The organism is Rhodobacteraceae bacterium IMCC1335 (genome assembly GCA_039640495.1).
Classification (GTDB): domain Bacteria; phylum Pseudomonadota; class Alphaproteobacteria; order Rhodobacterales; family Rhodobacteraceae; genus Thalassovivens.
In genome coordinates, this window is record CP046864.1 from 1,347,810 (window position 1) to 1,363,439 (window position 15,630).

The 15,630-nt window shown below is 49.8% G+C and carries 16 protein-coding genes; 4 read left to right on the forward strand and 12 right to left on the reverse strand.

Features of this window, described 5'->3' with window-relative positions:
• Positions 1 to 245: 245 nt before the first annotated feature.
• A complete protein-coding gene (gene metF, locus GN241_06430) occupies positions 246 to 1,115 on the reverse strand; it encodes a 5,10-methylenetetrahydrofolate reductase (protein XAT57032.1) in 870 nt (289 codons plus the stop codon).
• A 92-nt stretch (positions 1,116 to 1,207) separates the two neighbouring features.
• Here metF and GN241_06435 point away from each other — a divergent pair, with 92 nt between their 5' ends.
• On the forward strand, positions 1,208 to 2,113 hold the full coding sequence (locus GN241_06435; protein ID XAT59201.1) for a LysR family transcriptional regulator: 906 nt from the start codon (positions 1,208 to 1,210) through the stop codon (positions 2,111 to 2,113).
• A 31-nt stretch (positions 2,114 to 2,144) separates the two neighbouring features.
• Here GN241_06435 and GN241_06440 read toward each other — a convergent pair whose 3' ends face one another.
• A complete protein-coding gene (locus GN241_06440) occupies positions 2,145 to 2,351 on the reverse strand; it encodes a cold-shock protein (protein ID XAT57033.1) in 207 nt (68 codons plus the stop codon).
• A gap of 192 nt (positions 2,352 to 2,543) precedes the next feature.
• On the opposite strand from GN241_06440, the gene GN241_06445 reads away from it, so the two are divergent.
• Entirely contained in the window at positions 2,544 to 2,858 is a 315-nt protein-coding gene (locus GN241_06445; protein ID XAT57034.1) for an arsenate reductase, read from the forward strand.
• On the opposite strand, the gene GN241_06450 is transcribed toward GN241_06445, so the two are convergent.
• From GN241_06450 to thrS, 5 genes are all read right to left on the reverse strand, one after another.
• Positions 2,855 to 3,406, reverse strand: coding sequence for a DoxX family membrane protein (locus GN241_06450; GenBank protein ID XAT57035.1), 552 nt, complete (start codon positions 3,404 to 3,406; stop codon positions 2,855 to 2,857). The two genes, GN241_06445 and GN241_06450, sit on opposite strands and share 4 nt — an antisense overlap.
• The gene (locus tag GN241_06455; protein XAT57036.1) at positions 3,403 to 4,179 is read right to left on the reverse strand and encodes a hypothetical protein; all 777 of its coding nucleotides are present in this window, start codon (positions 4,177 to 4,179) and stop codon (positions 3,403 to 3,405) included. Before GN241_06455 ends, GN241_06450 begins: the two co-directional genes overlap by 4 nt.
• Positions 4,164 to 5,024 (reverse strand): DUF692 family protein, encoded by an 861-nt coding sequence (locus tag GN241_06460; protein XAT57037.1) that lies wholly within the window; start codon positions 5,022 to 5,024, stop codon positions 4,164 to 4,166. Before GN241_06460 ends, GN241_06455 begins: the two co-directional genes overlap by 16 nt.
• 51 nt (positions 5,025 to 5,075) lie before the next feature.
• Positions 5,076 to 5,387, reverse strand: coding sequence for a DUF2282 domain-containing protein (locus GN241_06465; GenBank protein ID XAT57038.1), 312 nt, complete (start codon positions 5,385 to 5,387; stop codon positions 5,076 to 5,078).
• A gap of 181 nt (positions 5,388 to 5,568) precedes the next feature.
• Complete coding sequence (gene thrS / locus GN241_06470; protein ID XAT57039.1) at positions 5,569 to 7,515, reverse strand: threonine--tRNA ligase; 1,947 nt, start codon at positions 7,513 to 7,515, stop codon at positions 5,569 to 5,571.
• A 177-nt stretch (positions 7,516 to 7,692) separates the two neighbouring features.
• Between thrS and GN241_06475 the strand changes: the two genes are divergently transcribed.
• Positions 7,693 to 8,457, forward strand: a complete 765-nt coding sequence (locus GN241_06475; GenBank protein ID XAT57040.1) for an alpha/beta fold hydrolase — start codon at positions 7,693 to 7,695, stop codon at positions 8,455 to 8,457.
• Positions 8,458 to 9,426 carry an alpha/beta fold hydrolase gene (locus GN241_06480; GenBank protein XAT57041.1) on the forward strand — a complete coding sequence of 323 codons (969 nt, stop codon included), beginning with the start codon at positions 8,458 to 8,460 and terminating at the stop codon, positions 9,424 to 9,426.
• A 77-nt stretch (positions 9,427 to 9,503) separates the two neighbouring features.
• On the opposite strand, the gene GN241_06485 is transcribed toward GN241_06480, so the two are convergent.
• From GN241_06485 to GN241_06505, 5 genes are all read right to left on the reverse strand, one after another.
• Positions 9,504 to 10,016 carry a redoxin domain-containing protein gene (locus tag GN241_06485; protein XAT57042.1) on the reverse strand — a complete coding sequence of 171 codons (513 nt, stop codon included), beginning with the start codon at positions 10,014 to 10,016 and terminating at the stop codon, positions 9,504 to 9,506.
• A 147-nt stretch (positions 10,017 to 10,163) separates the two neighbouring features.
• Positions 10,164 to 11,987, reverse strand: coding sequence for a M3 family oligoendopeptidase (locus GN241_06490; GenBank protein XAT57043.1), 1,824 nt, complete (start codon positions 11,985 to 11,987; stop codon positions 10,164 to 10,166).
• A 109-nt stretch (positions 11,988 to 12,096) separates the two neighbouring features.
• Positions 12,097 to 12,984, reverse strand: a complete 888-nt coding sequence (locus GN241_06495; protein XAT57044.1) for an amidohydrolase family protein — start codon at positions 12,982 to 12,984, stop codon at positions 12,097 to 12,099.
• Positions 12,971 to 14,563 (reverse strand): ATP-dependent DNA ligase, encoded by a 1,593-nt coding sequence (locus tag GN241_06500; protein ID XAT57045.1) that lies wholly within the window; start codon positions 14,561 to 14,563, stop codon positions 12,971 to 12,973. Before GN241_06500 ends, GN241_06495 begins: the two co-directional genes overlap by 14 nt.
• Positions 14,560 to 15,582: a ligase-associated DNA damage response exonuclease gene (locus tag GN241_06505; GenBank protein ID XAT57046.1), complete on the reverse strand. Its 1,023-nt coding sequence runs from the start codon at positions 15,580 to 15,582 to the stop codon at positions 14,560 to 14,562. Before GN241_06505 ends, GN241_06500 begins: the two co-directional genes overlap by 4 nt.
• Between the last annotated feature and the right edge of the window lie 48 nt (positions 15,583 to 15,630).

Below are 15,630 nucleotides of genomic sequence, written 5' to 3' on the forward strand. Positions count from 1 at the left end.
AAAGACTGGTTTGTGCAGGCTGCCGTAAGCTTTGCGCGCGCTTGAGGCTCAAATTTATGACCATGCACCCTTATTACATTCAACAAGGGGGCCAGCGGGCACAGATGGAGCCTGCCAAAGCGAAAGCCTGCTTTTGCAGGCTGCGGGCGTTGGAAATGAAGAGGCACCATCAGCGCATCATCACATAGCAAAGCTTTTTTGAAGGCTAACCTAGGATACAGGCGTGATCACGCCTAGCTTACCCTTTAGGCAACCGCTTTAAGAGAGGGTTTTGCAGTCAGGCCTAGGGCAAGGCAAATATCGCGCGTGAGTTTAGGGCGGTTGAGCGTGTAAAAATGCAGCGTGTCAACGCCTTCCGAGCGTAAAGTATCGCAGAGCTCGGTACCGATCGCGGTGGATAATAAATCATGCCGGTCATCGCGTGTGGCGCGTTCAAAGGCCTCTTTTAACCATAATGGCACGCTGACGCCGCATTTCTTTGCGAAGTTGCAGGTTTTTGCCCAGTTTTTGATGGGTAAAATGCCCGGAATTATAGGGGCGTCGATCCCAGATTTCACGCAGGCATCGCGAAAGCGCAGAAAGTCATCGGCTTCAAAGAAGAATTGCGTGATCGCCTCATCAGCGCCTGCTTCAAATTTGCGCTTCAACCAATCAAGATCGGCGGCTTGGCTCCTGCTTTCGGGGTGCCCTTGAGGATAGGCCGCAACTCTTATTTTAAAACCGCCCAGATTTTTTAAAGCCGCGATCATCTCGCAACTTGTTTGAAAGCCGAACGGGTGGGGGCGAAACGCGCCGCCATGATCAGGCGCCGGATCACCTCGCAGAACAACGATATCTTTCAGCCCCTTTGCCGCAAGATTCTTTACCAAATCCAATGTGCTTTCAGCGCTCATATCCACGCAGGTTAAATGCGCGGCCACTGCCAGATCTTTATGTTCTAAAAGCGTTTCCACCAGATCCTGCGTCAGGGCGCGCGGTTTATTCCCGGTTCCATAGGTGATTGAGATAAATTTTGGTTGAAACCCTTCCAGCGCGCTGATCGTGTTCCAAAGGCGAAACGAGTCATTCAAAGAGGCTGGAGGAAAAAATTCAAATGATATTTCAGGCGTGCTCATGCGGGTTCCTTCTTGCTTGCAAGTTTCATCAACGATCTTTAAACTTGAATCAAGTTCATAAAATTCAATAATATTATGAGTTCTATATGAAAATGCACATTGAATTCCGCCATTTAAGAACGATAAAGGCAATTGAAGAGGCTGGTGGTTTGGCCAAAGCAGCGGATATGTTGCATATAACCCAATCTGCTCTAAGCCATCAGATCAAAGGTTTGGAAGATCAGGCCGGGGTCGAATTATTCGTGCGGCGCTCAAAACCGATGCGTCTATCCGCAGCGGGGCAACGCTTGTTGCGTGCGGCCAACAAGATTTTGCCCGAGATCGACGCCTTGCAGGCAGAATTTGCCAGCTTGCGGAGCGGGCGCGCGGGGCGTTTGCATATTGCGATTGAATGCCATGCCTGTTTTGAATGGCTGTTTCCGGTCTTAGAGTCTTTTCGGAAAAATTGGGGCGATGTCGATGTTGATATTCGGCCCGGCTTGGCATTTGATGCCTTGCCTGCGCTGCAAAAAGAAGACGTTGATCTTGTTGTGTCGTCCGATCCCGATGACCTTCCGGGAATAGAATTTGTTCCCTTATTTGATTACGCGCCGGTCTTTGTGGCGGCACAATCGCATCCTTTGGCAAAAAAACCTTTTATTGAGGCGAAGGATTTTGCCGAGCAAACTTTGATCACCTATCCTGTTGAACGCAGCCGCCTGGATCTGTTCAGCCAATTATTAATCCCTGCCAAAGTCGAACCTAAAGCCATTCGACAGGCAGAGTTGACAGCGGTTATTCTTTTGTTGGTCGCGTCAAATCGTGGGGTTGCGGTTTTGCCAGATTGGGTGGTGCGCGAGGTCCAATATAATTCGGATTATGTCACGCGGCCGCTCACCGAAAGCGGCTTAACCCGTCGCCTTTACGCAGCCGTGCGCACGCCCGATTTGCAAAAGCCTTTCTTCGCCGACCTTATTGAGTTGGCCGGAAAAGAAGCGCGGCGGCTTCAAAGCACCTAATCCCGCATAAGGACGGGGCTTGGCGTTTCGTTTATAAAGGCTTCAACTCTGACGCCATTTGGCGTCCGTCACGTCCTTCTTGCAGTTCAAAGCTGATCTTTTGATTATCAGCCAATCCGGTTAAGCCCGATTGCTCCAAAGCAGAAATATGAACGAAAACGTCTTTTCCGCCATCGTCAGGTGCAATAAAGCCGTAGCCTTTTGTTGTATTAAACCATTTCACGGTACCATTCGGCATGCCCCGTGTCTCCTTCTAAAGTTTGCCCCTCTGCAGGGGTGTTCGTTCCGCCGTTTTGGCGGCTTCCTAAGCGGCAACGGTTTCTGTGTCGCTTCAAGACATAATAAATTGGAACCGAGCGGCTTTAAAAATCAAGAAAAACCTGTTCATTTATGAAAACTTCTGCAAAATTTCATTAAAAAAGGCGTTGAAATGAGAATATTCGGTTTAAAAAACTGCGATACCTGCCGAAAAGCCGTTAAGTTATTGGATGGCTATAGATTTTTTGATGTGCGTATTGATTTGATTCCTGACCAAATTCTAGACGCTGCTTTGCAAGAATTTGGCGATGATTTGGTCAATAAAAAATCTACAACATGGCGCAATTTATCGTCGGATGAGCGGGCGATGCCACCGCGCGACTTATTGCGCCTTCATCCCGCAGTGATGAAGCGCCCCCTTATTGAGACACAAGAGCAGAAGCTTTACCTCAGTTGGAGCGCGAAGACGCAAGCTGCGCTGCTTTAAACCCTGCGCGAGGTAAGCCATTGGTCAATTGAAAGTACTCCGCCTCCGTGTTTGACGAGATAGACTAACACAAACAGCCAAAGCAGCCTTTGATCCATAATCACAGAAGACGAGCTGCGATCAAACCATTTGCCTAAAGTGGTTGGATCCTCAAGCACCCCGTGACCAAATAGATCGGTTGCGGTTTGTACGGCTATAAAGAAAATCATGCCTAGCGCCGCATAGCGGGTGAGAAGGCCGATTACAATCATCAATGGAATGAGGAATTCTGCCAGAACACCCATCAAAACGACGAGGTAATGAAACAGGCCAAACTGGCCAGGATCATAGCCAAAGGCTTCCATTTGTTTTGGAAAGATTTGAACATATGCGCCAGCTGATGGGTGGAACACCCCCAGCAGCCCTTCGCCGAGTTTGCTGAGGCCTGATGCCCAAAAATAAACCAACAGCACCGCCGCAAACGTAAATCTGGCCAATAAGCACAGATTGGGTATTTTGGCTGCCAGCCTATCGGCAAAAGAATTCATATTTTGAACAAGTTGGATCATAATGCTGCCTTAAATATGATGTCGTGGATAGAGTTTGCATTTACAAGAAACTGCAGACCGGCTTTGGACGTAAACGCTGGGCTGCTGGCTTTTCCGATATTGCATGCGGTTTGAAATGTATGACCTGCCGCCAATGCGCTCAGAAAGTTTATGAGTTCTTCTGGAATCGTCGTGATCTGGGGGTCAAACTCAGGTCGTGTAATCAGGATCGCGCTTGCGCTACTAAGTCGTTTTGGGTGCTGCGTTGATGTGCCTGACTGGGCTTTGTGATAAATCATGCCCAGCGGCCAATATGTTGGGATGATGAAACAGGCTGCGTCAAACTGAAAGCATGCAGTTAAAATATCTGCATCGTGGCGCTTAAGAAGGTTTTTCCAATTATATGGGGCGCAGTCGCGCGCATGATAAGACAATCTGATCTGCTGTTCGAGCCGGGCCAAATCAGGTAGGTATCCCAATTTAGAAAGGGCAGGTATCTTTTGTAAAAATTTCGAAAACCCCGCGCCATATTTATACAAAAGGGAGGAGCTTGGTTTTTCTTTACTGGCGTATAAGCGCGCCAATGAATAAAAATTCTTTGGGCCAAGAATGGTTCTTGTTTTTGGGAAGTTGCTTTCCAAAGTAGTGATTAAGCCATGGGCTATGTTATTTCGGTAGATGTTCAACCCGTTGGTAGCAGGGATGTGTTTGCCGGATTTTAAATGCGCGGGGCAAGGCTGATCGGGGTTTAAACAAGCTGTAAAAAGCTCTTTTTGTGTCATTGATACTTGCATATTTGCTGTTCCAAAAGACAGGCAGCTTGCATCACCTCACCGTTTAGAACGGACCATTCAGGCACATTTGTATCCCATTCGATCAAGCTTGCTTTTGGCCCTGTGCGTCTTAAAATATTTTCATAAAGTCTCCAAACTGGATCTGCTACTGGCGCAGCATGAGAATCGATCAACAAATCTCCACCCTGTTCCAAAAGATCTGTCGAATGCCCCGCCAAATGAATTTCACCAACGGCGGCGCAATTTAGCTCATTGAGATAGGCCTCAGCTGACATGTTTAGATTGTGGCATGAGATGAATATATTATTGACGTCTAACAAAAGCCCGCATCCGGTCTGCGCGACTACAGCATTTAAAAAGGCAGGTTCTGAATAAGTACTTTCTGAAAACAGCAAATAGCTTGATGGATTTTCAAGCAGCATCTGCCGCCCCAATGTGGCTTGAACATGATCAATATGTCCGATGACGTGTTTTAAGGTTTTCTCGGTATAAGGCAGCGGCAAAAGGTCGTTTAGAAAATTTCCTGCATGCGTTGACCATGCCAAATGTTCGGAAAAACTTGCTGGTTCCAACCAGTCGCATAAATGCTTGATGCGCGCCAAATGTTCCTTATCCAGCGGCGCCTCACCCCCTATTGATAAACCAATTGCATGCACCGAGATTGGCAGCTCAGCCCGTAAATATTGCAATTGAGAGATTGGGCGCCCGCCTTCGCCCAAATAATTTTCAGCGTGAATTTCTAGCCATCCAACGGGATGCGGGCTAGATAAAATATCGTTGAAATGTTGAGATTTAAACCCGACGCCAATGCTGGCGGGAAGTGAATTTGCGATAAGATCTGGCATCGGAGTTCCTTGGTTCATCTTTGGATATTCCTCGAAAGATGATCGAGCCCGTTAAGAGGGCAGATCGCGCTCTAAGGCTGTAAGGGATCCCATACGGGCTTGATCGCCTGCGTCATTTGGCAGCTCGATTTCCAGACAGCTGCCTGCATCCACCAACGAAAAGGAATTGCCTTGGTAATCCATAGTTGAAGTGCCTGCGCAGGTAGTGCCTGCGCCTGCAGCGCAATCATTTTGGCCGGCTAGGGATACGCCATAGCATTTTTCTTTCGCACCAGAGTGGGATGAAGCGGTAGCAACCATAGGTGAGCTCAAGGCAACGGCTACGGCCCCGACCAAGATTTTTGTTTTTAGATGTTCTGACATAATGTAACTCCTGATACATGTTAACAATCCCAATATTGGCAGCGTTCAAATAAAAAAGCACATCACGTCTCATCACATCATTGTGTTGAGACCGGGCCTCGTCTTCGCAAAGAGACCGGCTTGGCTGAAACGATTTTCAACCAATTTCTGTGTGGTTTTTAAGCGTTGCGAAGGAAAAGCGTTATCTTAAATCAGGCGCTACAGACTCTGTTTTCAGCGATTGTGCAATCTCATCTAACGGGGCGACGCTTGTTTGCGTTTCGCCAAGACGGCGAATTGAGACGGTTTGGTTTTCAACTTCTCTTTTTCCGCAGACCAAAATAACAGGTACTTTTGCCACTGAATGTTCGCGCACTTTATAATTGATTTTTTCATTGCGCAGGTCGAGCTCGGCCCGAATTCCCAAGCGAGTAAGCAAAGCAACCACTTCGCGGCAATATTCATCCGCATCCGAAACGATTGCCGCCACCACAACTTGCCGCGGGGCCAACCAAAACGGCAGCTTTCCAGCAAAGTTTTCGATCAAAATACCGATGAAGCGTTCAAAAGAGCCCAAGCAAGCGCGGTGCAGCATCACGGGGCGATGTTTATCCCCATCTTCGCCAATATAATTTGCATCAAGCCGTTCGGGTAAAACGAAATCCACCTGCAAAGTCCCGCATTGCCAATCACGCCCGATGGCATCGGTCAGCACGAATTCTAATTTTGGGCCGTAAAATGCGCCTTCGCCCGGGTTAAGTTCAAACTCACAACCGGCCGCTTCCGTGGCCGATTTTAAAGCGGCCTCGGCGCGATCCCATACCGCATCACTGCCCGATCGTTGTTCGGGCCGATCCGAGAATTTAATGGCGAATTTCTCAAAACCCAAATCTTCATATACATTTGAAAGAAAATTGATGAATTTCTTCGTTTCATATTCGATCTGATCTTCGCGGCAGAAAATATGGGCATCATCTTGGGTAAAGCCGCGCACGCGCATGATGCCATGCAACGCGCCAGACGGCTCATAGCGGTTGCAGCTGCCAAATTCAGCCATCCGCAATGGCAAATCGCGGTAAGACTTTAAGCCCTGATTATATACTTGTACGTGGCAGGGGCAGTTCATCGGTTTCAACGCATTGACGGCTTTTTCGCGCGCATGATCTTCGTCGACCTCAACAATAAACATATGTTCTTGGTATTTTTCCCAATGACCAGAGGCTTCCCATAATTTGCGATCCACCACTTGGGGAGTATTGACTTCGACATAGCCGTCCCGTGTTTGTTGGCGGCGCATATAATCTTGGATCGTGGTATATATTTTCCAGCCATTTGGATGCCAAAAAATTTGTCCGGGGGCTTCTTCTTGCATGTGAAACAGAGCCATTTCGCGCCCTAATTTTCGATGGTCGCGCTTTGCGGCTTCTTCCAGCATATGCAGGTGGGCTTTTAGCTGCTCTTTATTCAAAAACGCCACGCCGTAAATACGCTGCAACATGGCGCGATTGCTATCGCCGCGCCAATAAGCACCGGCCACCGACATCAGCTTAAACGCGTCGGCCGGCACTTGTCCTGTATGTTGTAAATGTGGCCCACGGCACAGATCCTGCCAATCGCCATGCCAATACATGCGCAGAGGCTCTGTACCCGGTATCGCCTCGATCAGTTCAACTTTATAGGGTTCATCCGAATCGGTATAATGCTGCACGGCTTTGTCGCGCGACCAGATTTCTGTGCGAACTGCCTCGCGTTTATTGATGATGGCTTTCATAGTTTTTTCAATCAAACCAAGATCTTCTGGGGTAAATGGCTCGGTGCGATCAAAATCGTAATACCAACCGTTTTCAATCACTGGGCCGATTGTCACCTTTACGTCTGGCCAAATCTCTTGAACGGCGCGGGCCATGATATGCGCCAGATCATGGCGCACCAGCTCCAGCGCAGGTGCCACGTCTTTCATCGTGTTGATAGCGATTGCGGCGTCGTTTTCGATGGGCCATTGCAGATCCCAATGCGCTTCGTCTAGCGTTGCGCTAATAGCTTTTTTGCCCAGCGATGTCGCAATATCATTGGCCACTTCGGCTGCGGTTATCCCGGCCGCATAGTTGCGCTTGCTGTTATCTGGAAGGGTGAGCGTAATTTGGGACATCAGATGCCTCCTCGTCATTTTGGCGCCGACCATGCGCCCGGTTGCGGGTATGAGCCGTTGTGGCGCGTCTTGCGTTCATCGTCAAGCAAGCTTTTGCTAATTTTAAAAGCTCTGGCTTGACCAAACAGGGGATGCCCTGTCACAACAATAGCCAACCTTAAACGATAAGGATTTATGATGCCCGCTTTTTACACCACCTCGCAGGCGCGCCGGCTTGCCTATCACAAAACCGCAGGCGCCTCGCCCAATTTGGTGTTTTTGGGGGGATTTAAATCCGATATGCAGGGTTCAAAAGCGCTTTTCCTAGAAAGTTGGGCGCAGCAGCGCGGCTTTGCTTATCTGCGTTTTGATTATTCTGGTCATGGCGAGTCCTCAGGCGTGTTTACCGATGGATCTATTGGGAGTTGGGCGCAGGATGCAGAGTCTATCATTAACGAAAAAACGCAGGGTCCTATCGTGCTAGTCGGCTCCTCGATGGGGGGATGGATTGCGCTGCTTTTGGCGCAGCGGTTGGCAGGTCGTGTTGCGGGTTTGATGACAATCGCAGCTGCGCCTGATTTTACCGAAGACAGCATGTGGCCGAGTTTTTCGGCTGAACAAAAAGCCGAAGTTTTGGAAAAAGGTCTTACCTTATTGCCATCTGATTATGGCGAGGCTTATCCAATCACCCGACATTTGATCGAAGAGGCCCGCGACCATCTGGTGATGCGGGCAAGTCTGTCCCTGCCGTTTCCGGTGATTTGCTTGCAAGGTACACAAGATCGTAGCGTAACCCGCCAAACCGCCCTCAATTTGCTGGATCATATTGAAAGCCCGGATGCGTCATTAACTTTTTTGGCGGGGCAAGATCATTCCTTTTCAACTGCCGAATGCTTGGCTGTAATTGATCAGAATTTGACCGTCTTATTTGAAAAATTAACCAAACGTATGGGGCAGCCATAAATGACACTTTTTTTCATTTTGATAACAAGTGCTCTGGGCGTCTTGGCGGTGGGTTTGGTCTATTGGGGCCCCCGTGAACCCGCAGATTTAAGTTTGCCGACGCCGAAACCGATTGGCGATGATCTCGATCATTATTTGCAAGATGCAGAGCGCGCGTATTCCGATATTAAACCCTCCCTAGAAAAACGCATCATTTGGGCAAATGACGGCAAAGAAAAAACGCCGCTATCTGTGGTGTATTTGCACGGGTTTTCGGCAGCATCTGAAGAAATTAGGCCCGTACCCGATTTGGTCTCAAACGCTTTGGGCAGCAATTTGTTTTTTACCCGCCTGCAAGGGCATGGGCGCGAAGATAAAGCCCTGGCAGAGGGGACGGTTGCGGGTTGGATGGCGGATTTACAAGAGGCGATTTTAATTGGTGAGCGCTTGGGCGAGCGGGTTTTACTTATCTCGACCTCGACAGGGGGCACTTTGGCGGCGGCGGCGGCTCTAAATTCGAAGCTGTCCCACAAGCTTGCAGGCTCGGTGTTTGTATCGCCAAATTTTGGTATCTTAGATTTTCGCGCGCGGTTCTTAACATGGCCGTTGGCGCGCTATTGGTTGCCGGTTTTTGCGGGCAAAACGCGCCGGTTTGACGCCCGCAGCGCGGCGCATGCCGCGACGTGCAGCCTTGTTTATCCATCCGTGGCGGTTCTGCCCGTCGGTGCCTTGGTCAAACAGGTCATGCAATTGGATTTTGCAGGCGCAAAAATTCCCAGCTTATTTTTATATTCTTTAAAAGATCAGGTGGTACAGGCTGATAAAATTTTACAGGTAATGCATGCTTGGGGCGGCCAGAGCACAGGGCAGGAAATTCACTTGGGGCAACAGGATGATGAGAGCTTCCACGTGCTTGCCGGGCATGTCTTGTCGCCTAGCCAAACCAAGCCCGTTGCCGATATCATCATCAATTGGGCCCAACGCGTTTAAAACGGGAACGGTTACCCAATTTCGTCTCTTAGAAAAGTAAATTGGTGGCGTCTGCTTAACAGAAAAAAGCGTGGCTTTCACTGAAGCAGTATTTCGATTTCAGACGTAATCTTTCGCCCACTGGGACGCGCAACTGAGCCAAAACTCTTAACGATTTGGCCATTTTGATCGATCAACAATTTATTGAAATTCCAAGACGGCGTGAAGCCAGCAGAGCGTTTCGCCCATTTGAAAAACGGATGCGCATTTGGCCCTTTTACCTTAGTGATACCGGTCATCGGCATCGTGGTGCTATAACCAAGCTCGCAAAACTCTTTAACATCCGCGTTGCTACCCAATTCTTGGTTGAAATCATTCGAGGGCACAGCCAGAACCACCAGACCTTGGTCTTTATAGGTTTCGTGAAGCTTTTGCAGCCCGCTCAACTGACCAGTGAAACCACATCTGCTGGCCGTATTTACAACTAAAATTGGACGCCCTTTGTAATCCGATAAGGATAGCTCGCCCCCGTCAATATTTTCAAAGGTAAAGTCAAGGGCGGTGGCAGTGCTGGCGGTGATCATCATTGCAAATAAAATCCATAGGCGCATGTGAGCTCTTTCGATCAGTCATTCAACTCGTTTGTGCAAAGGTAGATCGGTTGTTGAAAAAACAAGAGCAGACTTGACGCAGGTTGCTGTTGCTGCAGGCTTGGGCTGGCCTGACCAACGGCTTTAGATCGCAATCGGATATCCTTGTTAGGGAGTTTCCATCGCTTCAAGCTCATCGATCATCGATGAGATCATCGATAATCCTTGCTGCCAAAATGTTGGATCACTAGCGTCTAAACCAAATGGGGCCAACAGATCTTTGTGATGTTGGGAGCCGCCGGCCTTTAACATATCGAAGTATTTTTCCTGAAAGCCATCAGGAGCCGCTTCATAAACGGCGTATAGCGCGTTGACCAAACCATCGCCGAATGCATAGGCGTAAACGTAAAATGGCGAATGCACGAAATGCGGGATATAGGCCCAAAAGGTTTCATAGCCATCCATAAACTCGAAGGCTGGCCCAAGGCTTTCGCCCTGAACGCTCATCCAAAGCGCGTTGATATCATCGGGCGTGAGTTCGCCGGCTTTTCGTGCCTCATGCAATTTGCACTCAAAATCGTAAAAGGCGATTTGCCGGATGACCGTGTTGATCATATCTTCCACTTTTCCGGCTAATAATACTTTGCGCTCATTTTGATCTTTGGCGTTTTCCAACATTTTTTTGAAGGTGAGCATTTCGCCAAATACGGATGCCGTTTCTGCAAGGGTTAAAGGTGTAGAGGAAAGCATTTCGCCTTGCTTTGCAGCCAGAACTTGATGAACGCCATGCCCCAATTCATGCGCCAAAGTCATCACATCGCGCGGTTTTCCCAAGTAATTCAGCATCACATAGGGATGCACATCGGTCACGGTGGGATGCGCGAAAGCACCGGGGGCTTTACCGGGTTTAACCGGTGCATCTATCCACCCTTTGGTGAAAAACGGTTCAGCCAAATCCGCCAAACGCGGATCAAAGCTTGCATAGGCGCTCATCACCGTCTCGCGGGCCTCCGGCCAATCTACCAAACGATCGGTTTCCAGCGGAAGAGGTGCGTTTCGATCCCACACTTGCATTTTATCCAGCCCCAGCCATTTGCGCTTGAGCTCATAATAACGATGGCTGAGTTGCGGGTAGGCGCTTACCACAGCGTTTCGCAACGCTTCAACCACTTCCGGTTCGACATGGTTGGATAAATGCCGACCGGTTTGTGGGCTGGGCATGCCCCGCCAGCGGTCTAAGATCTCTTTTTCTTTGGCTTGCGTGTTGTGCACGCGCGCGAAGGTTTTGATGTTGTCTTGAAACACATCGGCCAAAGCATATGCTGCGGCTTGGCGGTTATCTCGGTTTTGATCGGTTAAGAAATTTAAAGTGCTCTCGATATTATGCGTTTCGCCTGCCACGTCGAAAGACAATCCTGCGATTGTTTCATCAAATAGTTTTTCCCACGCATCTCCAACGACACCAAGATCATGCAGAAAATTCTCCAACTCATCAGACAGCTGGTAGGGCTTCATCGCTCGGATTTTGTCAAACACCGGCTTATATCGGGCTAATTCCTTGTTCTGCGCAAACAGCGTGTCTAAATGGCCCTCTTCAAGCCGATTGATCTCGAGGGTGAAAAACACCAAAGGCGTGGTGAAATTGGTGATTTTTTCCTGCGCATCCGACATAAATTTGGCGCGGTTGCTATCGGTGGTCATTTGATAATAGCGCAGCCCCGCGAAGGACATGATGCGCCCCGCGATGGCGCTGATTTTCTCGTTTCGGTGGATACAGTTGAGCAGTTGATCGGCGTTTAATGTGGCCAGATTATTTTGATAATCCTGTGCGAATTTTGCACATTCTCCTTCGAGCCATTGCAAGTCGCTGTTCAATTGCGGTGCGTCTTCCGCCGCGTAAAGGTCACTTAAATCCCATTCAGGCAGATCGCCAAGGTTTTTATCTCCATGAGATGTGTTTGCATCGCGTGGGGCAATAATGGGAAAATACATGAAAAGACCTTTTGTTGTTCAGCTAGAGAGATAAGCCGCTGGGTTTTGAGTTACAAGGGCCTGTTGCGCGCTCGCGCGGACTGGCAGTTTTGGCAAGGTGCTAAGCAGATCAATCGGCGAAGCCGTAAAGTTTCTTGGGGTTCTCAATCAAAATTTGATCGCGCGTTTTTTCATCGCTGACCACGCGATAAAACGCATCCATCAAAGACCCCGCATCGGGCATTTCAGCGCCGTTGAGCATGATATGGGGCCAATCTGATCCCCATAGGCAGCGCTCTGGATTGGCGCGCACGAGCCTTGAAACAATTTCATCCGTGTCAAAATACGGGGCATTTGCCAGCCGGTAGAGGCCTGACAATTTGATCCAAACCTTGCCGCTATCCAACATTTGATACAGTGCCTCAAGCCCGGCATTGCCTGTTCCAAGCGTTAAGTCGGGCCATCCGATATGATCAAAACACACATGCACAGGCAGGTTTTGCAGGTCGGTTTGTAATTCGTTCATGTGCAGATGGGCATGCATAAGCATTTGAATATGCAAACCCCGATCGGCCAGTTTCGGCGCCATTGCTTTGGCGCCTTTCCAGCTTAAAACACCCCCATGGACGTAATTCAGCCGCACGCCAGCCATGTTCCAGGCTACGAATTGGTCAAGATCGGCTTCTGAAGCCTGATCGGGAAGCAAGCCAATGCCACGAAAACCTGCGCCCATTTCGCGCAGGGCCGCCACGGTCACGCTATTATCTGTGCCGTAAAAAATTGAATGCACGATAACCCCGCGGGTGCAGCCCAAATTTTCCAGATGACGACGATACAGCCTGATCCACTCTTGAAATGTATGACCGCTCGGGGGGTCTTCCGCGCGGCCCTCATAGAGCGGAAATTCGTTTGCTGCGGCTAGAAGATGGACATGCGTATCGCAACTGCCCGGCCGCGCCTTTTTGTGAGGGGGGCGCGCCAAGGCCGGGGCGGGCGCGGTTGGCTTAGGGCTGGACATGAAGCATTTCCTTTAAGTCGGCCAAGGTATTTGCATCCTCTGGTTTTTTATCGCTGCGCCAGCGTGCCATACGCGGAAAGCGCAGTGCAATACCTGATTTATGGCGCGTGCTTTCTTGGATGCCTTCAAAGGCTATTTCAAAAACATGCTGCGGCGTGACCTGGCGCACGGGGCCAAATCGTTGCAGCGTATTTTTGCGCACCCAGGCAGTAATTTTGCGAAATTCGGCATCGCTTAGCCCCGAATAGGCTTTGGTGAAGGGTACGAGCGTTGGGCCATCCCATACAGCAAAGGTGAAATCAGTATAGAGGTTGGCCCGCCGCCCATGTCCGGCTTGAGCATAGATCATCACGCCGTCAACGGTGCGCGGATCTAGCTTCCATTTCCACCAATGCCCCTTTTTGCGCCCGGCGATATAGGGGCTCTGGCGTGATTTTATCATCAAACCTTCCGCCAGCTTAGATCGCGCGGCGGCCCGATATTCTGCCAAGTCCTCCCAGCTTTTAGCTGGAAGTGCGAGTGAAGGGATGATCACATCCTTCGCGTTATGCGTTTGCAAAAGCGCCTCCAATGCGGAGCGACGCTGCGCGAAGGGTTGCGCGCGTATATCGGTGCCTTTCTCCTCGAGCAGGTCATAGGCTAACAGCCGTATTGGCGCAGATTTGAGCAGGCTCGACGGCACTGTTTTGCGCCCAAGGCGTTTTTGTAAATAATTAAAGGGCAGGGGTTTGTCATCTGCCCAAGCCAATAATTCGCCATCGATCACGGTGCCATGTGGTAATTGTTCAGCCAAAGGGGCCAGCTCGGGAAACTGATTGTTCACCATCTCTTCACCCCGCGACCAGATGAAACAGGTTTGCTCGCGCACCACCACTTGGGCGCGTATGCCATCCCATTTCCATTCGGCAGACCACGCGCTGATGTCGCCCAGTTTTGTGGGCTCTGTATCTAAGGCATGTGCAAGGCAAAACGGATAGGGGCGCGATAGATTGATACGGGCGTTTTGCGCAAGAATAAGATCTTCCCAACTGGTTGTTTGTGGATCCCACTGACCCATTAATTTATGAGCGAGATCGGCAGCATCCTGCCCGGTTGCTTGGGCCAAAGCGCGCGTCATCAACTTTTGACTGACGCCGATGCGAAAGCCGCCCGTGATTAATTTATTGAACACTAAACGCTCATACCCGTCGCATTCTGTCCAAGCTGAAAGCATGAAGCCTTTGCGTGTCGCCAGATCCTGACCTTTCAAATTGAGAAGGGCTTGGATCCATTGCTGAAGCGTGCGCGTTGATTTGTACTGCGCAGGCGGCAGTAAAAGCGAAATGGTTTCGGCCAAATCACCCACAATGTGATAGGTGTTTTCCAACAGCCATAGCGGCAACTCGGCCGCCTCGGCTGCCCAAATACGCATTTCGGTGGTGGTGACGCTGCGCGCAGGCCTGCGGCCAGAAAATAGAGCAATGCACCAGACGCGATCTTCAGGCGCGGCGCTTTTAAAATATTCAGATAGCGCCGCAAGCTTCGCGTTGGTTTGACTGGCTTCATCCAGTGTTTTGATCAGCTGCGCAAAGGCTTTCATTCGGCGCTCTCTTCCTCAGGCAGCTCAGCTTCATCCCCCGTAAAATCGGTTTTTACAATGGATGAATTATAGCCCTGATCGTTCAACCAGTTGTTGAATATATCAGTGTAACCATGCGTAACATATATGTTTTCTGCGCCAGTTTCTTTGACAACAGCGTTTAAAGCCGGCCAGTCCGCATGATCGGATAAAACAAAGCCCCGATCAAAACCACGCCGCCGCCGAATACCGCGCAGCGCCATCCAACCGCTGACGAAACCTGTTGAAGTTTCGCCAAAGCGTTTGGCCCAGGCGCTGCCAAATACCGAAGGAGGCGCCAAAATTAGCGCACCGCGTTGGGCTTTGCGATCCGTATCTGGCATAATTTTTTGAGTTTTGGGAAGATCAAAACCCTGATCGCGCAAAATATGATTGGTGGCTTCTGTGGCGCTATGCGTTAAGATTGGACCGATAGTGGCATCCAAGCCGCATAGCAACCGCTGCGCCTTGCCCAGACCGTAGGCGCCCAGAAGGCAGCATTTGCCGGCTTTGGCCGTTTCTGCCCACCAAGCGTTAATCTGATCAAATACGGTATTTTGAGGTTGCCATTGAAACGCCGGAAGGCCAAAGGTACATTCGCTAATAAAGCTATGACATTTCAACGGCTCAAAAGGTGTTGTTAATCCATCATTTTCGATTTTGTAATCGCCTGATACCACCCATGTTTCACCTGCAACCTCAATGCGAATTTGGGCAGAGCCAGGGATATGGCCGGCGGGGTGAAACGAGACCAGCGCATCTTTAATCTTTCTGGTTTCTCCATAGCGGATGGTTTCCAATACGGGATTGTTTAAGCGATGCGATATCACAGGAGCAGCAATATCCGTGCTGAGATATCTGTTATGCCCAGGGCGGGCGTGGTCGGCATGACCGTGGGTGAGAAGCGCACGATCCACGGGGCGCCACGGGTCAATGTAAAACTCTCCGGCGGGGCAATATATCCCACGATCCGTGAAACGAAGAAGTGCTGGTTTGCTCATCGCCCAAACATAGATCAAAGCTGGGCTGAGGCCACCCTTGCATCTGTA